The sequence below is a fragment of the Arthrobacter sp. Y3225116 genome, assembly GCF_059091245.1.
The window spans coordinates 20,545-39,855 of the sequence record NZ_JBNHGL010000009.1 but is presented as its reverse complement, the minus strand read 5'-3'; the positions used below and the strand labels follow the sequence as shown (position 1 = coordinate 39,855).

18 protein-coding genes and 1 tRNA gene are annotated in these 19,311 nt (G+C 65.0%); 5 read left to right on the top strand and 14 right to left on the bottom strand.

Features of this window, described 5'->3' with window-relative positions; all coding sequences use genetic code 11:
• Positions 1-152: 152 nt before the first annotated feature.
• The 4 genes from AC5RV2_RS02265 to AC5RV2_RS02250 form a co-directional block, all read right to left on the bottom strand.
• Positions 153-226, bottom strand: a tRNA-Val gene (locus tag AC5RV2_RS02265).
• 182 nt (positions 227-408) lie between these two features.
• Positions 409-2,247 (bottom strand): FAD-dependent oxidoreductase, encoded by a 1,839-nt coding sequence (locus tag AC5RV2_RS02260; RefSeq protein WP_494090988.1) that lies wholly within the window; start codon positions 2,245-2,247, stop codon positions 409-411.
• Positions 2,248-2,588: 341 nt separating this feature from the next.
• On the bottom strand, positions 2,589-3,305 hold the full coding sequence (locus tag AC5RV2_RS02255) for a DUF2238 domain-containing protein (protein ID WP_494090987.1): 717 nt from the start codon (positions 3,303-3,305) through the stop codon (positions 2,589-2,591).
• A gap of 298 nt (positions 3,306-3,603) precedes the next feature.
• A complete protein-coding gene (locus AC5RV2_RS02250; RefSeq protein ID WP_494090986.1) occupies positions 3,604-4,164 on the bottom strand; it encodes a MarR family winged helix-turn-helix transcriptional regulator in 561 nt (186 codons plus the stop codon).
• A gap of 171 nt (positions 4,165-4,335) precedes the next feature.
• Between AC5RV2_RS02250 and AC5RV2_RS02245 the strand changes: the two genes are divergently transcribed.
• From AC5RV2_RS02245 to AC5RV2_RS02230, 4 genes are all read left to right on the top strand, one after another.
• Positions 4,336-5,550 (top strand): mechanosensitive ion channel family protein, encoded by a 1,215-nt coding sequence (locus AC5RV2_RS02245; RefSeq protein ID WP_494090985.1) that lies wholly within the window; start codon positions 4,336-4,338, stop codon positions 5,548-5,550.
• A 222-nt stretch (positions 5,551-5,772) separates the two neighbouring features.
• The gene (ppsA, locus tag AC5RV2_RS02240) at positions 5,773-8,178 is read left to right on the top strand and encodes a phosphoenolpyruvate synthase (protein ID WP_494090984.1); all 2,406 of its coding nucleotides are present in this window, start codon (positions 5,773-5,775) and stop codon (positions 8,176-8,178) included.
• A 19-nt stretch (positions 8,179-8,197) separates the two neighbouring features.
• The gene (locus AC5RV2_RS02235; RefSeq protein ID WP_494090983.1) at positions 8,198-9,049 is read left to right on the top strand and encodes a pyruvate, water dikinase regulatory protein; all 852 of its coding nucleotides are present in this window, start codon (positions 8,198-8,200) and stop codon (positions 9,047-9,049) included.
• A 248-nt stretch (positions 9,050-9,297) separates the two neighbouring features.
• The gene (locus AC5RV2_RS02230) at positions 9,298-9,489 is read left to right on the top strand and encodes a hypothetical protein (RefSeq protein ID WP_494090982.1); all 192 of its coding nucleotides are present in this window, start codon (positions 9,298-9,300) and stop codon (positions 9,487-9,489) included.
• Positions 9,490-9,667: 178 nt separating this feature from the next.
• On the opposite strand, the gene AC5RV2_RS02225 is transcribed toward AC5RV2_RS02230, so the two are convergent.
• The 10 genes from AC5RV2_RS02225 to AC5RV2_RS02180 form a co-directional block, all read right to left on the bottom strand.
• Entirely contained in the window at positions 9,668-10,651 is a 984-nt protein-coding gene (locus AC5RV2_RS02225) for an MBL fold metallo-hydrolase (protein ID WP_494090981.1), read from the bottom strand.
• Between the two features lie 96 nt (positions 10,652-10,747).
• Positions 10,748-10,885 carry a twin-arginine translocation signal domain-containing protein gene (locus AC5RV2_RS02220; protein ID WP_494090980.1) on the bottom strand — a complete coding sequence of 46 codons (138 nt, stop codon included), beginning with the start codon at positions 10,883-10,885 and terminating at the stop codon, positions 10,748-10,750.
• Between the two features lie 405 nt (positions 10,886-11,290).
• A complete protein-coding gene (locus AC5RV2_RS02215; protein ID WP_494090979.1) occupies positions 11,291-12,202 on the bottom strand; it encodes a right-handed parallel beta-helix repeat-containing protein in 912 nt (303 codons plus the stop codon).
• A gap of 393 nt (positions 12,203-12,595) precedes the next feature.
• Entirely contained in the window at positions 12,596-13,642 is a 1,047-nt protein-coding gene (gene dmpG / locus AC5RV2_RS02210; RefSeq protein ID WP_494090978.1) for a 4-hydroxy-2-oxovalerate aldolase, read from the bottom strand.
• Positions 13,639-14,583: an acetaldehyde dehydrogenase (acetylating) gene (locus AC5RV2_RS02205; RefSeq protein ID WP_494090977.1), complete on the bottom strand. Its 945-nt coding sequence runs from the start codon at positions 14,581-14,583 to the stop codon at positions 13,639-13,641. The genes dmpG and AC5RV2_RS02205 overlap by 4 nt, the downstream gene beginning before the upstream one ends.
• Before the next feature lie 62 nt (positions 14,584-14,645).
• The gene (locus tag AC5RV2_RS02200; protein WP_494090976.1) at positions 14,646-15,440 is read right to left on the bottom strand and encodes a 2-keto-4-pentenoate hydratase; all 795 of its coding nucleotides are present in this window, start codon (positions 15,438-15,440) and stop codon (positions 14,646-14,648) included.
• A 62-nt stretch (positions 15,441-15,502) separates the two neighbouring features.
• Positions 15,503-16,483: an ABC transporter substrate-binding protein gene (locus AC5RV2_RS02195; protein ID WP_494090975.1), complete on the bottom strand. Its 981-nt coding sequence runs from the start codon at positions 16,481-16,483 to the stop codon at positions 15,503-15,505.
• Between the two features lies 1 nt (position 16,484).
• Positions 16,485-17,360, bottom strand: coding sequence for an alpha/beta fold hydrolase (locus AC5RV2_RS02190; RefSeq protein ID WP_494090974.1), 876 nt, complete (start codon positions 17,358-17,360; stop codon positions 16,485-16,487).
• Between the two features lie 22 nt (positions 17,361-17,382).
• Entirely contained in the window at positions 17,383-17,640 is a 258-nt protein-coding gene (locus AC5RV2_RS02185) for a hypothetical protein (protein WP_494090973.1), read from the bottom strand.
• Positions 17,637-18,455 carry a DODA-type extradiol aromatic ring-opening family dioxygenase gene (locus AC5RV2_RS02180; RefSeq protein ID WP_494090972.1) on the bottom strand — a complete coding sequence of 273 codons (819 nt, stop codon included), beginning with the start codon at positions 18,453-18,455 and terminating at the stop codon, positions 17,637-17,639. Before AC5RV2_RS02180 ends, AC5RV2_RS02185 begins: the two co-directional genes overlap by 4 nt.
• Positions 18,456-18,599: 144 nt before the next feature.
• On the opposite strand from AC5RV2_RS02180, the gene AC5RV2_RS02175 reads away from it, so the two are divergent.
• Positions 18,600-19,244, top strand: a complete 645-nt coding sequence (locus tag AC5RV2_RS02175) for a TetR/AcrR family transcriptional regulator (protein ID WP_494090971.1) — start codon at positions 18,600-18,602, stop codon at positions 19,242-19,244.
• Positions 19,245-19,311 lie beyond the last annotated feature (67 nt).

Below are 19,311 nucleotides of genomic sequence, written 5' to 3'. Positions count from 1 at the left end.
GCTGGCAGCGGTGTCGGCGGCCGGGCTGCTGCCCGTGCTGCCACCGGGTCCGTCTTCTGGCGCTGCCGGCTGGTTCCGGGCTGCGCTCCGGCAGGGGAGTAGGCCAAAAAAGTGGGACCCCGGCCTGAAACAGGCAAGGGTCCCACTAGTAGTTGCGGGGGTAGGATTTGAACCTACGACCTCCGGGTTGTGAACCCGGCGAGCTGCCGAACTGCTCCACCCTGCGGCGCCTCTGACTGTAGACCCCCCAGTTTCCAAACGACAAATTTGGTGAGGGGCGTCACGACATGCTCCAGGAAAACCTGTGATTCAAGCACGACGGCGTGCGGGCGCCTTTCCGGCAGTAAAGGGCCGCCGTGCAGCGTGCCCTCGACCGCTGTTTCGTCGGTCGAGGGCACCAGCGAATGCTCAGGCGTTATCTGCCGATCGGGCTGCTTCGCGTCCCGCCAAGTAGCCGAACACCAGTCCGAGCGAGATCGTCCCGCCGGCGCCTCCGTAGAACCCCTTCGTGGGGGCTCCGCCCGCGTTGCCGGCGGCGTACAGTCCCTTGATGACCTTGCCCTCGGTGTTCAGGGCACGCCCGAGTGCATCGGTCTTCGGGCCGCCGACGGTGCCGAGTGCGCTGGCCTCGACCTTGAGCGCGTAGAAGGGGGCTGTGTCGACGGGCCCCAGTACGCTCGACTTCGGGCTCTTCAGCACCGGCCGGATGATCTTCGCCAGGGGCTTGACCACCACGGAACGGAGGCGTTCGGGGTCGTTCCGCTTTGCCACCAGGCCGGCGAGCTTGCTCGCAATCGGCCCGACGGCCTTGGCGATGAGGACCCTGGCCTTCGCGGTGGCGGCGGGGAAGCGCGCGTCCGGCGAGTTCTTGCCCAGCCGCGGATAGTAGGCACCGAAGTAGCGGTCGAACATCGTGTCACCGCGGTTGAACTGCGGATCGCGGCCCCGCGCGGCCTCGGGGTTGAAGCGGTCGACGGTGCGGAGCAGTCCCACCTCGTCGACGCCGATCTTGGCCGCCAGTTCCGAGAGGGTATTGGCGCTCTGGAGGTACTCGGGCACTTCTCCGCCCGGGGTGACGCCGAAGATCCCGAACTTCTCCCAGTAGTTCTGGTCGAAGATCAGCCACGCGGTGGCGTTGGGCATGGTGCCCGTCTCCGGGTCGACCTCGCGCATGATCTGTCCGAACTGGTCGTAGGCCAGCGCCTCGTTCGCGAAACGCTCGCCCTTGCTGTTGACCATGATGCTGTGCGGCAGCGCGCGCTCTCCCAGGAAAACCCGGCTGAGCGGCTGGCCTTCCAACTCCTCGCCGGGCAACTGCACCCCCGGCATCCACCAGGCGTCCTCCATCCCGGTCAGGTCAGCGCCTATGTCCCTGGCCAACTGGACTGCGATGCCGTCATGGCCCTTGGGCGAGACCTGCACGCCGAAGGGCGCGTCGAGGTACTGCGTGGTGACCTCGTCCGAGCTCTCGAATCCGCCGCTGGCCAGCAGGACCCCCTTGGTGGCGCGCACCGTGTGCTCTTGACCATCGGCTCGTACGACGATCCCCCGCACGCCCGACTCGTCCGTCACGAGCCGGACCGCGGGCGCCTCCACGCGTACGTCGACGCCGTTGCGCAGGCTGCCCTCGAGCAGGGCGCCGACCAGTGCCGGTCCCGCTAGCCAGACGTCGTCGATGCCGATGCCGCCCAGCAGCCAGAATGGGAGCGGGTTCTTGGCCATGCCCGTGGTGAGGGCCGGCCGCACGTACTGTGCGGCCTCTCCCAGTCCCTCGGGGGAGTAGGGGCCGGGGAAGAGCGCCCGGCCGACGGACGCGCCGTCGATGTCCGAGCGGTAGTCCGGCCAGATGGTCGGGATCCACCCGAAGGAGGTGTGTTCTTCGATGAAGCGCGCGACGCGGGGTCCGGCTTCCAGGAAGCTCTCCACCAGGTCGTGGTCGAGAACCTTGTCTCGACCTTGGCCGTAGATGTAGCGCCGGGCCTGGTCCAGGTTGTCCTTGACCTTGAGGTCCTTGGTCGAGAAGCCGTGGTTGGGGACCCAGGCGGCACCCGCGGAGATGCCGGTGGCGCCTCCGACGAGTTCCCGCGACTCGACAACGAGAACCCTTGCGCCCTCCCTGGCAGCGGTAAGCGCCGCCATCAGGCCAGCCCCGCCGGAACCGACAATGGCTACATCTACCTCGTCGGGGATGCCCTTCTGGGACACGGTCCCGATGGATCCGCTGTGCTGAGTCAAACTGTCAACCACGATTTCCTCCTTACAGATAGTCCCCGTCACCTGGCCTTACCGGTTCAGTGAGGCGCTGCAGAAGTCCATGCGGGGACGCTTGTCGCAGCAGCCCTCGGGAGTGCGAACCGATGCAGGCGCTAAGACGAGTTAATGCAGTACATGCATATGCATCTACACTAATGGCGAATAGTTGACGTGTCAACTTTTCGCTCTTCCATCTTCATCAGATCAAGGACCACGCCAAGTGTCGAATTCCGGGAGAGCGTTCAGTTCGGTTCCGAATACTGGCAGACACGGGCGCCGAGGTCGCAGGTGTGTCGGCAGCACCGAGCACCGACGTCGGCCCGGTGGTTCGGGTCTTATCGTGTGGCGCCTCCGGGTACAGGAGCACTCCGAGGGTGCCCCGCGGCCGGGGTGTGCGCATTGGGTACCTGCCGAGGTGGTGGGCCCTGCGTCAGGACCTCGGCAGAGGGGAACCAGCCCTTGTGCCGGACGAGGAACAGCGTGGCCGCCACGATGATCGCCGACGCGGTTCCGGCGATCAGGTCCGTCATGGTGTCGAAGTTGGTGATCTGGGCTTCGGTGCCGAGCACGGCATCGGAGGCGAACTCCGCGATCTCCCACAGCAGGGCGACGAAACCGCTGAACGCGACGATCATCACCGCCGCGAGCCAGGGCGGCATCGACAACCCGTAGCGGCGGCCGGTGATGCGCAGGGCAAAAACGATCCCGAGTGCGACGACGAATCCGGAGTAGAAGTGCACGACCGTGTCCCACAGTGTCCATACGGCGTAGAAACCCAGTTGGCTTCCCAGGTACGGGCCACCGAGCAGCAACACGGCGTACAGCCCCTGTAGGCGCGCGGGGATCTCAACGCGCGCCCACCGCTCCACGAGCAGAAGCGGGAACGAGGCCAGCAGCAGTGCGACGGGGATGACGGCTGCCGTGAACTCGCCGCGGATAAGCGCGCTCAGTGCGGAGAGTGCGAAGAGGGCTTCGGCCACGATCAGTGGGGTGTGGCGCCTCAGCGCGTCGCTGGACGTCACGGTTTCGTGTATTTCGTTGCTTTCACTCATTCAGTCAACCTTCACAAAATTTCGGGGAGCGATTTGGGTGCAGTGCGGAAAGCACACAGTGCCCTCCGGCGAGGACAGCAGTTCGAGAGCACGAGACACAGGGCGGCAATACGGCGCGACGTGCGCCGAACACGGGGCAACGGCCGGCCTCAGTAGCGCCCGGCTGCCAGCATGTCGGGTGGCAGGCCCCGAGGCCGTTTTCGTAGCAAGGAATCTCCCATTGCAAGGCAACGGGTGGGGGAGAGGACTGCCCCGTCGCGAGTCGAAGACGCCTGGAAATCTCGGGCCGAGGCGGTGTTCAGGGGTTGGGGGTTCTTTTCGGATGGTGGGCTGGTGGAATGTCGTTGGGGGCTGCCGCGGTGCTTTGGAAGAGCCGGGGCGTGGCGGCGGAGAGTTCGTTGGCGAAGCGGACCAGCATGGCTCCGAGGATTTCCCTGTCTTCCGGTGACCAGCTGGAGAGTATTTCATCGAACGCTGCCGCGCCGGCGGCGCCGATCTGCTGTTGCAGTTGAATTCCGGCGGCGGATGTCTGTAGGAGGGTTGCCCGCCGGTCGGCGGGGTCCGGCCGGCGGTCGATCAGTTCCCTGGCTTCGAGGCGGCGGATTTGCGGGGTCATGGTGGATTTGTTCACTCCCCACTGTGTGGCCAGGTCGGATAGCCGCATCGGGCCGTTCCTGGTCAGGTATTCCAGCAGTGCCGTGTCGGTGGGCGAGAGGTCCTCGGCTTCGGGGCCGAAGACGTATCGGCGGATCTTTTTCCTGCTGGCCCATTGGAGCAGCAGGGCGAAGCCGTGGCGGACCTGCACCCCCGGTGTGGGCTGCTCACCGCCCGTCTCGACGACTTTGGGAGAATCTGGCATGAAACCAACCTAGCAAAAACAGTTCGGTTCGGCTAACCGAACTGTTTTTCGTCGGGTTGGGGCTGCGCGGGCCTGGGCAGGAAACTTCAAGCACTCGAGCACCAGCATCTGTACGGGGCGTCGCGCAGCCCGACTGGACAGGCTCCGCGCCGCATCTGCACCATCGAAAATATGGATGATTATCTCTACCTGATCCAGCCGGCGACAGTAGTGCTGATCGCCGTTGCCGCAGCACTGGTGATCACGGCGCTCCTGCGGGTTGCAGTGAACCAGCTGTTCCGGCGTGTGCCGAACATCCGGGATGTCTCGGCCCGCGGGCGCAGCCCCTTCCGGGTGGCGCTGGCCGTCATCGGAATCCGGGTGGGCCTGCGTATCACTTCCGCCGATGAGCCGTGGCACACCGCTGTGGACTTCGTCCTGATCGTGGTGCTCATAGCTGCGCTGGCCTGGTTCGCCGTCGTCGTACTCCTGGTCGTTGAGGCGGCCATCCTGGCCAAGTACCGCACGGATACCAAGGACAACCGCCGGCTGCGCCGGCTCAAGACGCAGGTGATCCTGGGGCGCCGTGTGGCAGTGGCGCTGATCGTGACGATCGCGGTCGCGTGCGTGCTGTTGACCATTCCCCAGGTCCGGGCCCTCGGTGCCGGTATCCTGGCCTCCGCCGGCGTCCTGTCCGTGGTCGCCGGCCTCGCGGTGCAGAGCTCCCTGACCAACGTCTTTGCCGGCATGCAGCTGGCCTTCACGGATGCCATCAGAGTGGATGACGTCGTGGTGGTCGAGAACCAATGGGGCACGGTGGAGGAAATCACGATGACCTACGTGGTGGTCCACATTTGGGATGACCGGCGGCTGATCCTGCCCTCTACCTACTTCACCAGCACCCCCTTCGAGAACTGGACCCGCCGGACCGCCGCCCTGCTGGGAACGGTGGAGCTGGACGTGGACTGGCGGGTTCCCCTGGACGAGCTGCGCGAGCACCTCAAGGCCGTGGTGGAGGCGGCCGAAATCTGGGACGGACGCACCGCCATCCTGCAGGTCACCGACGCCGTCAACTCACTGGTGCGCGTGCGCATCCTGGTCAGTGCCGTGGACAGCGGCACACTGTTCGACCTTCGCTGCCTCGTGCGGGAATCTATGGTTACCTTCCTGCAGCGCGAATACCCGCAGGCGCTGCCCCGGCAGCGGTGGGAAGCCGTCGGCCCGGTGAATAGCGGCGAGACCTCCGTCGTTGGCCGCCGTCGTCCCGCGGCCGCGGCGATGACCGGCGCGGGCGACGCCCAGCTGTTCACCGGCTCCATCGACGCCATCGAACGCAACCAGGCGTTCACCGGTCCCGGCGACGAGGTCTACGAGGAACGCGAGCGAAAGGCTAACCAGGGCGGGTAGTCGCGCATCCTCGTGGCGGCTCCTGGGGGGGGGTGCGTCGGTTTGTCCGGCGCTGATGCGGCGGCCCGCGGGCTGTGCGTCCATTCGGTGACCTTCCGTGACCTTCGGAACTGTTGCGTGTGTCACAACCGCTTGTGTTCGGGAGCTCCTCCGAACAGCCTTGGGCATCACCTCTTTTACCCACAGCGCCTTGGAGCGCATGGCCCAAAAGGAGCATCATCCATGACTGACGTTCTGTGGTTTTCCGAAGTTGGCCTGTCCGACCTTGACCAGGTCGGGGGCAAGAACGCCTCGCTGGGCGAGATGATCGGAAACCTGGCAGCGGCCGGAGTAAAGGTCCCCGACGGCTTCGCCACCACCGCCGACGCCTACCGCCGCTTCCTGCGCGAATCCGGCCTGGAAGCCGGCATCGAGACCGTCCTCAAGGGCCTGGACAGCGACGACGTGACCGCCCTGGGTGCCGCCGGGGCAAGGATTCGGGAAATGATCCGCCTGGCACCGTTCCCGGCCGGTTTCGAGAAGCAGATCCGTGCCGCCTATACGCAGCTGGCCGGCTACCACGGCGAGGATGTGTCCTGGGCCGTGCGCTCCAGTGCCACGGCCGAGGACCTGCCCGACGCTTCCTTCGCCGGCCAGCAGGAAACGTTCCTGAACGTGCGCGGCATCGGGAACGTGTTGGCCACCATCCGGGACGTCTTCGCCTCGCTCTATAACGACCGTGCGATCGCCTACCGTGTCCACCACGGGTTCACCCACTCCGAGGTCGCCCTCTCGGCGGGCATCCAGCGCATGGTCCGCTCCGACGTCGGCTCCTCCGGGGTCATGTTCACCATGGACACCGAGTCCGGCTTCCGCGACGTGGTCTTCATTACCTCCTCCTACGGCCTGGGCGAGGCCGTGGTCCAGGGTGCGGTGAACCCGGACGAGTTCTACGTCTACAAGCCCGCCCTGGCCGCCGGCCGGCCGGCCATCCTCAAGCGCGGTCTGGGCGAAAAGGCCGTGCAGATGACCTACGCGGCATCTGCCGAGCCCGGCCGCACAATCGAGTTCGCCCCGGTGCCGGTTTCGCAGCGGCGGCGCTTCAGTCTCACCGACGCCGAGGTGGAGCAGCTGGCCCGGCACGCGGTGGCTATTGAGGCCCACTACGGCCGCCCGATGGACATCGAATGGGGCAAGGACGGCACCGACGGCCAGCTGTACATCCTGCAGGCCCGCCCCGAGACCGTCGAGTCCCGCAAGGCGGCCGGCACCCTCTCGCGCTTCACGCTCAAGGAGCGCTCCGCGGTGCTGGCCGAGGGTCGGGCCATCGGCCAGCGCATTGGCGCCGGCCAAGTGCGCGTGCTGACCTCGATCGACCAGATGTCCTCCTTCCAGCCCGGCGACGTGCTCGTGGCCAACATGACCGACCCGGACTGGGAACCGATCATGAAGAAGGCCGCCGCCATCGTCACGGACCGCGGCGGGCGCACCTGTCACGCGGCCATCATCGCCCGCGAGCTGGGCATCCCGGCCGTTGTCGGCACCGGCAACGCCACCCAGGTGCTCACCGAGGGCACCCCGGTGACCGTTTCCTGCGCCGAAGGCGAGACAGGTCTGGTTTACGCCGGGCTGCTGGACTACACCTTGGAAGAAACCGCCCTCGACACCATGCCGGAAGCGCCGGTGAAGATCATGATGAACGTCGGCACCCCCGAACAGGCTTTCAGCTTCTCCCGGCTGCCGCATCGCGGCGTGGGCCTGGCCCGGCTGGAATTCATCATCAACCGCCAGATCGGCATCCACCCCAATGCCCTGCTGGCCCTGGCCGGGGAAATCGAGCGCCCCGCCGCGCTGTCCGACTACACCGTGCAGCAAATCCAGGAGAAGACCGCCGCGTACGACGGGCCCCGGGATTACTACGTCCGCCGGCTGGCCGAAGGCATCGCCACCATCGCGGCCGCCTTCGCCCCTGAACCGGTGATCATTCGGCTCTCGGACTTCAAGTCCAACGAGTACGCGAACCTGCTCGGCGGCCCGGCCTTCGAGCCCGAGGAAGAGAACCCGATGATCGGCTTCCGCGGCGCCTCCCGGTATCTCTCGGACTCGTTCCGCCAGGCGTTCGAACTCGAGTGCGAGGCCCTGAAGCTGGCCCGCACGCAGATGGGCCTGTCCAACATCAAGGTTATGGTCCCCTTCGTGCGCACCCTGGACGAGGCCCGCAGAGTGACCGAGCTGCTGGCCGTCAACGGGCTGGTCCGCGGCGAGGACGGGCTGGAAATCGTGATGATGTGCGAACTGCCGGCCAACGCCCTGCTGGCCGATGAGTTCCTGGAGTACTTCGACGGCTTCTCCATCGGCTCCAACGACCTGACCCAGCTCACTCTGGGTTTGGACCGGGACTCGGCCCTGGTCTCCGGGGGATTCGACGAACGCAACCCGGCGGTCACCAAGCTCCTAGAGATGGCGATCGGCGCCTGCCGCGCCCGCGGCAAGTACGTCGGCATTTGCGGCCAGGGCCCCAGCGACCACCCGGACTTCGCTGAATGGCTGCTGGCACAGGGCATCAGCTCGATCTCGCTGAACCCGGACGCCGTGACCGACACCTGGCTGCGCCTGGCCCGCGGTCGTGAGACCGCAGTCCGGGGATGAGCGTGCCCGGAACCGCACGGTGAGCGGAAACCTTCCCCGGAACACCACGGGGGCGGGCCACAGCCCCGGCCCCGTGGTGTTCTTCCTCTCCGACAGCACAGGCATCACGGCCGAGACGCTGGGCAACACGCTGCTGACCCAGTTCCCCGGGCCGCGGCTGGAGCGGCGCACCATTCCCTTCATCGGGACGGAGGAACAGGCGCGCGAGGTCGTCACCATCATCGACAGCCTCGCCGCGGCCGGGCAGCGGCCGATCGTCTTCTCCACCGCCGTCGGCAGCGACATCCGCGCGATCCTGGCCGGGAGCAAGGGACACTTCGTGGACCTGTTCGGTGCCCACATCGGCCAGCTCGAGCAAGCCCTGCAGGCCTCCGCCACCGGCGAGCCGGGCCGGGCGCACGGCGTCGGCGACGCCATCCGCTATCAGTCACGCATGACCGCCGTCGAATACGCCATCGAGCACGACGACGGGCAGTCCATCCGCGCTCTGGAACGGGCGGAACTGATCCTGATCGCGCCCTCGCGCTGCGGCAAGACCCCGACGACGATGTACCTGGCGCTGCAGCACGGCATCCTGGCCGCCAACTTCCCGCTGATCGAGGAGGACTTCGCCCGCCGCTCGCTGCCGGAGCCGTTGCAGCCCTTCGTGCGCAGATGCTTTGGGCTGACATCGCTGCCGATCCGGCTAAGCCAAATCCGTCAGGAGCGCCGGCCGGACAGCACCTACGCCTCGCTGGCCCAATGCAGCTTCGAGCTGCGCAGCGCCGAGGACATGTACGCCGTCAATGGGATCCCGTACGTGAACTCCGCATTTATGTCAGTGGAGGAAATCTCCGCGACCATCCTGCAGCGGATGCGGCTGCAACACTGACCCAGCAAGCACTGGCCCTGCACAGCGGCCGCGAGTGCACTTGCAGCGGAGCATTAACCGAAAGCGTGGTTAGCTCAGACCCATGTCCTACTGCGTCGCCTGCTCCTCCTAGTGGGCGACTCGTCAGGCAATGACGACTCAGCCCTTAGCCTTCCAGGAATCGACCTCTTGTAGACGCCGGTGGCCGCTTAGGCCGCACAGGAGTCTCGGGCCGAGGTGATGAGGTAACGACTGGCTCCGCCACTGTAATGTCCGCGTGCGCCCAGTTGGAACGTGACCAGTTGGCCGAGCGAACCAAAGCGGGCATGGCTGCGGCAGCCACCAACGGTCGCAGGGCAGGACGGCGTGAAGTCAGAGCAGAGGACCGGTCTGTTAGACGCGCTCGTGAGCCGAAAGCTCAAGGCCTCAAACCTGCCGATAGTGGCAACATCATTGGGTAGCCGCGCCACTGTCTATCGGTATCTCCGGTTGGGCGCTGATTTATGAGGAATGCCCTCAGCAGGGCCTCTCATCTGCTTGAACACCAAGGCCGTAGCTGGTCCCGAGACGATCGAGACCAGCTACGGTTTGGTGAATCTAGGCTAGGAGCGTATGCGCGGTCAGGATACTGCCATTTGGTCAGCGCTTATTGCGGCTGACGCCGAATTCCATGAGGTCCTCGCCGACGATCAGCTTCCCGCTGTAGCCCTTTTGGGCTTTTCGCCAGCGCGCCGCCGGGTTGTTCGGCGAAACGAGATGGGACAGGACCAGGTTTTTGGCGCCGGCTGGTTCGGCGACGTCCCGGCCGACTTGCTCGATGCTCGTGTGAGAAGCGAGCAGATGCTCCTTGAGGGGACCGCCGACCGCCGGCGGCAGGGAAGCGGCGAGATCCTCGGCGAACTGCGGGTCGATAACTTCGTGGACGAGGTAGTCGCAGTCCTGGGCCAAGTCGATCAGGTTCTGGCTGACACAGGTGTCCCCGGAAATGACAACGGATCCATCGGGAGTGTCGAATCGGTAGGCGAACACCGGCGCCGTGGGACGGTGGTCGACCAACGTGGCGGTAACTGTCACGTCTCCGTCCTTCCACACTTGGATGGGGGCTTCGAGGCGTGGTGGGATGCCCTCGGGGGTGGCCGCCCAGTACGGGGAGATGTCAATGTCGTTGACCTCGAAGGTCCGGTCGGGGTTGACGTTATTGCTGTCCCTGGCTCGGTCGTTGAAGTCCGCGGCGAAGGCCTTACGGAGGTATTCGGTCATTCCGGCGATGCCGGGCGTCGGGTCCTCCGGGTTGTACAGTTCGGGTTCAGGGCGCCCGGGCGGGAAGACGCGGACGAGGCTGCCGCGGTCACCGGGACCGAAGACCCGGATGGGGTCCTTGGAGGACCTGCCGCTGATGTTCATGTCCGTGGTGGCGTAGACGGCCGGCCATTCGACGACGTGGTCGCTGTGCAGGTGGGTGAAGAAGATGCCGCGGACGTTGGCCATGGAGGTTCCGCCGAGTGCCTCGGCGCCGAGTCCGGCCTGGATCAGCCGCATCTGCGCCCCGTGCCCGAGGTCCACCAAATATACCTTGTCCTCATAGACGACTGCCGTGCTTACCCCGTAGCGGTTCTCGCTCATGAGTGCCGGGCCCCCGGCCGTGCCGAGCAGGACGACGCGGGTGCGATGCTTGGAACCCTTATTCGCCTTGCCGGTAGGTGCCGCCGTCGCCGTGGCCTAGGTCATGCTGACCAGGCCTCCGGCAACCGCCGCTACTCCTGCCGCCCGCAGGAAACCGCGCCGCGACGAGGGCGAAACCTGGTTGACGGCCTTGGTAATGGCGTCATCGCACATCTTGCCTCCTTTTACAGCCATGCATCTTCCTCGATGCACGCCCTCGAAATTTGTCCCATCCCGCTGACGTTGTTCGCACAACAGAGTGACAAGTCAGCTAACTATGTGTTTCGAGACACTATCGTGTAACGAAGGTCATAGCAACCCCGTGAAGCAGATTATGAAGGGCGGACATAAGTCCCCGCAGGACGGGTCTTTTCATTGCCGCTGGGATTTTCGGCTTGCCGACCGACGGTCAGCCACACGGACGGCGGCGCTAGGTCTGTTTAGTCGAGCGGACACGCTCAAAGGTCTCCGAAGGCGCTTCTCGTTCGCGCTAATAAACCGTCGTCAGCTCCGGAAGAGAGCCGGCTCACTATGCGCGGGCAGCCCAGCCCGCCGGTTCATTCCGATCGGCGGGCTGGATGCTTCGTCTGCCAGATGCGGTCAGCGCTTCCCCTTCGGCGTGGTGCGGTCAACGCAGGATGTGTCGATGGTCTTGGTGCCCTGGGTGCCACTGAGAGTGCCACGGGGGCCGGCGACGTACCCGCCGATATCGCAGCTGATCCCCACGCCGGTGTTCGGGGATGTGGCAGCGGTGCCGTTGGTCCCGACCTGTACGGATTCCTTGCCTTCGCTCTCTAGATTGACTCCGGAATTATGGGTGGCGCGAATTGCGTCGCCGTGGTTCCTGTCGATCGTATTGCCGACGACATCGGCTCGGGAGGCGCGGTCGACCATGATCCCGTGGCTGCCGTTACCTGCGATTTTGTTTCCGACGATCCATGCGCTGGACCAGCGGCTGACAACGATTCCTGCCCCTGTGTTGTTCCGAATCGTGTTGGGAGTCATCTGCTTTTGCGTCGGGATGGTAAAGCCGATGCGCGCGTACGAGTTCTCCTGAATGTTGATCCCGAAGCCGCTGTTGTCCTCGAGGGTGTTGTTAACGATCTGGCCGATGCTCCCCTTGTCCAGGTGGATTGCTCCGCCGGATTTGCGAATGACGTTGTTGTTGACAACCGCGGTGGCGGGTCCTGAGAGATGGATGCCGTGACTGCCGCCGACAATCGTGAATCCCTTGATGGTCACGTCCGTACCTTCGACAAACACAGCGAACGCAGCGGGGCTGGTCGGCACAATGTCTGCGGCGGGACCTTGGATCGTGGCACTGCCCTGACCGTCAAGGGTTACCTTGGTGAGCTGCCGGGGAATCAGGACACTTTCCCTGCAGGTGCCGCTCACCGTGAGGGTGTCACCGGATTTGAGCTGTGGGATGGCGGCGCCGATCGTCTCACCATGGTCGCAGTTGACCTCGAGCGGGTCCGGGTCCGCCGCGGCGCTCACCGATCCCGCACCCATCCCGACGAGGGCGAGGGGTAGGACGAGGGCTAGAACGGCCGGGATTGGCTTCCGCAACCCGCGCCGTGCTTTTCGTACAAATTTGTGGTTTTCCAAGGTTCTCTGCCTTCTGCTCAAAGATATGGTCGCCTGCTGTCCGGACTGGAACAGGGGCTAGCCCCCAGCCGCTAGCCACAGCCTGCAAAGTAAGATGACACCTTGTCAAAGCCGAAAGGTGCTGCACGTCACATCACCCTTTAGCTGTGTCACACAGCCGCAGGGCAAGCCCCGATCTGCTCCGCGGGCAGGTTCCGTCACCGTTGGACGATCGACATGAGTGATTATTAGAGTCTTGACCCTGAAAATTGGCAGGGGCGCGTACAGCGCTCAGGGGGAGGGGCGTCGGAATGGTTCTTAGCCGGCGTTCGCCCTGGCGAGTTGGACCGCGACGTCGATGATCATGTCTTCCTGGCCGCCGACGTAGCCTGCCCTGCCCACTTCCTCGAGGATCTTCCAGGCGGGGACGCCGTAGCGGTCGGCGGCGCGTTCGGCGTGGATGAGGAAGGAGGAGTAGACCCCGGCGTAGCCCTGCATGATTGAGGCCCGGTCCATGACCGGCATGCGGTTTATGTAGGGCTTGACCACGTCTTCGGCGGCGGCCATCAGGGCCTGGACATCGACGCCGGTGTCTATGTTCAGCCGGTCGAAGGCGGCGGCGAGCACCTCGGTGGGGGAGTTACCGGCACCGGCTCCGAGAGCGACGAGGGTGCCGTCGATTTGCCTGGCCCCGGCGCGCACGGCGAAGACGGAGTTGGCGACGCCGAAGCTCATGTTTTGGTGGCCGTGGAAGCCGACCTGCGCGTCGGACCCGAGCTCGGCCACGAGGGCACCGACGCGGTCGGAGACGTCCTCGAGGATCAGTGCGCCGGCGGAGTCGACCACGTAGACGCACTGGCAGCCGGCGTCGGCCATGATCCGGCCCTGCCTGGCCAGTTCCTCGGGGGTGGCGCGGTGGGAGAGCATCAAAAAGCCCACGGTTTCCATGCTTAGGTCCCGGGCATGGCCGAAGTGTTGGATCGACACGTCCGCCTCGGTGCAGTGGGTGGCGATGCGCGCCACCGAGGCCCCTGCCTCGTGCGCCCGGTTCAGGTCGTGGATTGTGCCCAGGCCCGGGAGCATCAACACGGCGATCTTCGCCTGCTTCGCCTCGTCGACCGCTGCGCGGACCAAGTCCAGTTCGGGAGTGAGGGAAAAGCCGTAGTTAAAGGAGGAGCCGCCCAGGCCGTCGCCGTGGGTAACCTCGATGACCTCGACCCCGGCGTCGTCCAGCGCCCGGACGGTGGAGCGGACGTGCTCGACGGTGAACTTGTGGCTCATCGCGTGCGAGCCGTCGCGCAGTGTGGTGTCGGTCAGGCGAACCCGGTACTTCGATCCGGCAGTGGTGGTGTCGGTGGTGCTCATGCGTGTGCTCCTGCGGTGTTTGCGGGGCTGCCGGCCAGTTTGCGTTCGGCCAGCAGGTCGGCGGTGCGGGCGGCGGCGGCGGTGATGATGTCCAGGTTGCCGGCGTATTCGGGCAGGTAGTCGGCGGCGCCCTTGACCTGGATCCAGACGCCGACCCGGCCTTGGTTGTTCCAGTCCTCACGGGCGGGGTCGAACTGCGGGTCCACGCGCAGCGAATAGCCGGGGACGTAGGCCTGGACCTGCTCTACGGTGCGGGCGATCGACTCGCGGATCGCGTCCTGAACCGGGCCGGGTTCGGCGGCCTCGGCCGGGATGGCGGCGTAGACGGTGTTGCGCATGATCATGGGAGGTTCGACCGGGTTGATGATAATGATCGCCTTGCCCCGTTTCGCCCCGCCGACAGCCTCGAGGGCCTTGGCGGTGGTTTCGGTGAATTCGTCCACATTGGCGCGGGTGCCCGGTCCGGCGGACTTCGAAGCGATCGAGGCGACGATCTCGGCGTAGGGCACCGGGACCACCGAGGAGACTGCGGCGACGATCGGGGTGGTGGCCTGCCCGCCGCAGGTGATCATGTTGACGTTCTCCGCGGCCGGCACTGCCTCCAGGTTCACCACCGGGCAGACATATGGGCCGACGGCGGCCGGGGTCAGGTCGATCGCGGTGATCCCTGCCTCCGCGTAGCGGGGCGCGTTGGCGGCGTGCGCCTTGGCCGAGGTGGCCTCGAACACGAAGTCGGGCTTGTCGTCCTGGGCCAGCAGCCAGTCCACGCCCCCGGCGGAGGAGATCAGGCCGAGCCGGGCGGCGCGGGCGAGTCCGTCGGAGGCCGGATCCACGCCAATCATGTATTTCGGTTCAATGTGCTCGCTGCGGCGCATGAGCTTGAACATCAGGTCGGTGCCGATATTGCCGGAACCGACGATCGCAGCCGTCATTTTGGGCATGGGTATGTCCTTACATGCAGTGGATGATGATGCCTGCCGCCGGCAATCCGGGGCAGCAGGCACTAGATGAAATGGATGGTCAGGGACCCCAGGTCCCCGAAGTCTGCAGTGGCGGATTCGCCAGCGATCACCGGCAGCGCTTTCGTGAAGGACCCTGGCAGCACCAGCTGCCCGGCCTCCAGAGCCACGCCCTGCTCGCCGAGGGTGTTGGCCAGCCAGGCCAGCGGGGCCACTGGATCACCCATCACGTCCTCTCCGGTGCCGGACTCGCGTGCCTGGCCATTGATGACCAGCGTGCACCGCACTGAGGCCAGATCGGCAACGTCGACGTTCAATGGGGCGGTACCCACCACGATCGCGCCGCAGGATGCGTTGTCCGCCACGGTGTCCACCAGATGGATGTCCCAGTCGGCGATGCGCGAGTCGATGATCTCGATCGCCGCATAGACTTCCCCGATCGCTTCGCGGGCCTGTTCCAAGCTCACGCCCGGGCCCTGCAGGGGCGATTTGAGGAGGAAACCGAACTCCGGCTCAACCTTCGGAGCGATGAACCCGGCGGCCGGGATCCGGGCACCCTGGGAGTAGACCATGTCGTCGAAGAAGAACCCGAAGTCCGGCGAGTCCACGCCGAGCTGGGCCTGCATGGCCGGGGAGGTCAGCCCGACCTTGCGCCCGGCCAGCACCCTGCCCGCGGCCAGATGGGTCTGGAGCTGAAAGAACTGCACTGCATAGGCAGCGTCCAGACCCATCCCCTCGATGCGGTCCCGCAGCGGCGGCACCGGTGCCAAGGTTCGGGTAGCAGTTACCAACTCGTCGGCAAACTGCTGGAGACCGCTTGTCGCGATGGAGGAATTCACGTTTGCTCCTGTCCTTTTCTGAGCCGCCGGAGCGGCTGCGTGTCGGCGGCAAGAACCGCCTATTACACCAGCGTTGATTCGAGAGTTTCGGGTGCGAACAGCTCTTGCGGCTCTAGTGGCCGGGCTGCAAGGCCCTGGTCGTAGGAGTATCGGAGGAAGGTCCGCAGGGTCTCGTCATTGCGGTCCAATCCGTACGGCCAGAAGTCCTTGCCCATGATGGACCGAGTGCGCTCGACCTCGTCGAAGAGCCACGGCAGCATGTAGCGCATGGTCGCTGTCTCCTCGAAGTTCTGTTCGCAGAGTGCCTTGGCCTCGGCGAACGCGTCGTACAGCGAGCGGGCGAGCCAGCGATTGCGTTCGTAGACCTCGCGCCGGATGACCACGACATGCATGATCGGGAAGATGCCGGTCTTCTCGAAGTACTCGACGTCGGCAGACCCGGACCGATTAAAGAGCCGGCGGACGGAGTCCGAGCCGAAGCTGCGGGGCTCCCGCGGCGTATAGAGGGCATCGATTTCGCCGTTGGCGAGCATTTCGGACAGAGTCTGATCCGGCCCGATGGGAGTCAGCTTCACATTGGCCGGCAGGTCGACCTTGAGCTTTTCCGGGCGGCCGGGATCGTGCAAACCGCCTGTGCGGTAGTGCACCGATTCGACCGGAAGACCGTGGTGGTCTTCGAGGATGCCGCGGATCCAGACGTTCGCGGTCAGCTGGTATTCGGCCAGGCCGACCTGCTTGCCCGCCAGGTCCGCGGGCTTTTCAATTCCTGATGAGGCATTGACGTAGATGCCGCTGTGGCGGAAGAACCGCGAAGGGAAAACCGGAATCGCGATGAAGGGCGCGTCCCGCGTCAGGCTGATGACATAGCTGGAAAGCGACATCTCCGCCGCATCGAACTCTTGGAACCGTGCCATGCGGAAGAACGTTTCCTCCACTTGCTGCGGCAGATAGGTGAGGTCGACTCCAGCCGGTTTCACGCGTCCGTCACGGAGCGCCTCCGTCCGGTCGTAGCGCTCACAGGCCAAGGTGATGGGAACAGGCATGCTACCGGCCTCCGGTCAGGAAAGCGCCGACGATGCGGTTGAACTGCTCGGGCTGTTCGAACATCGGCCAGTGGCCGGAGTCCGTGACCATATCGAACGCTGCGTTGGGCATGATTTCCGAGGCGCGGCGTCCGACCTCCGGCGGAGTCGTCGGATTGTGATCAGACCATAGAATCAGCGTTTCGTTCTGGATTGCCCGCAGGTCGCCTTCGGTCAGCATGTACGGCCGGTTCGCTTCGCCGGGTGCTTCCTCGACCAGCCGCGGCATCGCGGCCACGCTGTCCGGAAGCGTATAGATCCGGTAGCGCGTCTCGACTAGTTCATTCGTGACCGTGGCGGGATCGTACATCAGCCACTCCAGGCGCTTGCGCACCGACTCCAGAGTGGGTGCGTCCAGCGCCTTTTTGGTGACGGCGCTGACGGTATCGCCCACCTGCTTGCTTTCCTGGGCACGGGCCTCGTCATCGAGCAGGATACCGGCGCCGGTGACGTGGACCAGCTTGCCGACCCGTTCCGGGTAGGTCTTCGCCGTGTAGAGGGCGATCCAACCGCCGAGACTCTGGCCGACGAGGTGCGCCCGCTCGATCCCCAACGAGTCCATGAAGGCGATGACATGTTCGGCGAACAACGGGGCAGTGTAGGGGCGGTCGGTCGGTTTGTCCGTGTAGCCGTGTCCGATCGCGTCGATGGCATGGACGTTCAGGCCCTGTTCGGCGAGCGGTGCGACGTTCCGGGACCAGCCTTCAATGTGGCCGGTTATGCCGCCGATCATGATGACGTGGTCGTCGCCGGAGCCCGCCTCTAAAGCCCGGGTGCGCCACGGCCCGGCCTGGTGGTACCGGACTTCGGCGCCGAGGGTATCTGTCCACAAAGACATGATGTGATTTCCTTACTTTCGGTTAGCTGCGGAGCGAGACGCTGTGGGAGTAGATGTCCGGGTTGGCGACGCCGGCAAGGACCAGCAGGGTGCGCATCACCAATGGGTTGACGCCCAGACCGACCAGGGTCGCCGCATCGAGATTCAGCACCGCTTCGCGTTCGTCGTCACTCAGCGGATACGTCTCCAGCACGGCGGCAGGCTGTTCCAGCAGCCGGTCAACCAGACCTTCCCGGCGTTCAAGGTCCCGGACCAGCCGGTGAACCCCAACGACGCTCATGCCGCCACCTTTAGGTTGATGATGCCGATGCCGGTCACCCACGCATGCATCGGCGCTTGAGCAAGAACTTCTCCGCCGGTTGCTCCAGCGCAGGCGGCTGCAACAATCCAAGTTCGGATTTCCAAGGCGCCGTTGCCGGCTTGTTCCGCGATGTCGTCGTCGGTCATGGCGGTGAGGGCGTCAAGGTCGCCCCGCGAGATCAGCTCCAGGACGCGGCGGTCCCAGTCTTCGTTGATCTCTCCCGTCTGAGGCAGGCCAACCCAGTGCGACAGACCGCCTGTGGCGAGCACGGCGACGGTGAGGTCATCAGGCAACTCCGTCAGCGCTTCCCGCAGCGCGCGTCCCAAGTCCCGGCACCGTTCGAGCGACGGCAAGGGCGGCGTGTTGCAATTGACGAATAGCGGCACGATCCTGCGCTGATCCAGGCCGACCCGCTGGATGGGAACCATGTAGCCGTGGTCGAGGGGCATCTCCAGACTGCGGGAGACGTCAAAACCCCGTTCCAGCAGGGAGCCCACCAGTGAAAGACCCACGCTCTCGTCTCCGAGCACGGTATTGCCTGGTATCCCGTGTTCGTTCCACGCATCGTGCTTCGTTGCGGCCCCAATGCAGAAGGTCGGATAGTTTTCCAGCCCGAACGTCTCGTAATGGTCAGTGCCAATAATCACGACGACGTCGGGGTTTGCTGACTCAAGGTCGGCCGTCATGCGTTCCCAGCCCCGGTGGAGCCGGGGGCTGAAATCCGGGTGGGCATCGGGGCTTCTCAGGATGCCGCTCACATGCGACGTAGCGCCTGCATAGACGAGTCTTGCCATGGTGTCCGTTCCTTCCGATCGAGGAGATAGCGGGGACGATGTGACTGATTGGGGTGCTCCAGGGCTGCGAGATGCGCCTCAGAGGTGATGGGACTCACTGTCAATGAAAGCATCAATCAAGGGCTTCATGCAACACCTTGTCGCATGAAGCAGCGGGAACTGCCGGCGCGCACTATGCTCGTGCATATGAGTCTCCGGCTAGCCCAGAAAAATATGACTAGGAACTTGATCCTGGAATCCGGGCTGCGGCTCTTTCAGGATCAGGGCTATGCAGCCACCAAGGTCGAGGACATTGCGGCTTCCGTCGGTGCCAACCGAACAACGTTCTACCGCCACTTCTCATCCAAAGAACAGCTCATGATTGCTTTGATCGAGAAGATCAATGATCAGGTCGTTTCTTCCGACAAGCCCCGCTTGGCCCAAGTGGCAGAAGTCGGCGACCGGGAGCAGATCCGGACCTGGATCGCACGACGCTTCAACCAGTGGCCGCTGATCATGCCCTACGTTTCTGTTGCACGGCAGGCGGCCGGGATGGATCCAACCATCGCCGCCGCCGTGGAGGCCTGGCTTCAGAGTCCCGTCGATGAGATTCAGGCGGGGCTGGATGCAGCAGGGCGTTTCGAGCCTAAATCCCGGCGCGCCCGTGGCGTCTTGGCGTTCGGGCAGGTTGAATTCCTGTCGATGGAATGGGTGCAGGAAGGGTGGGGGAACCGCCTCGACCGCGAGAGCTCACTGGAAGCTATGACTGACACGTGGTGCCTGCTGATCGGCCGTGACGCCGCCGCCTGAGCGGCGGTCTTCGCATGCACGCCTAGAGAACACCGGAGAGCGCCGCACCGTCCCTGTGGACGGTGCG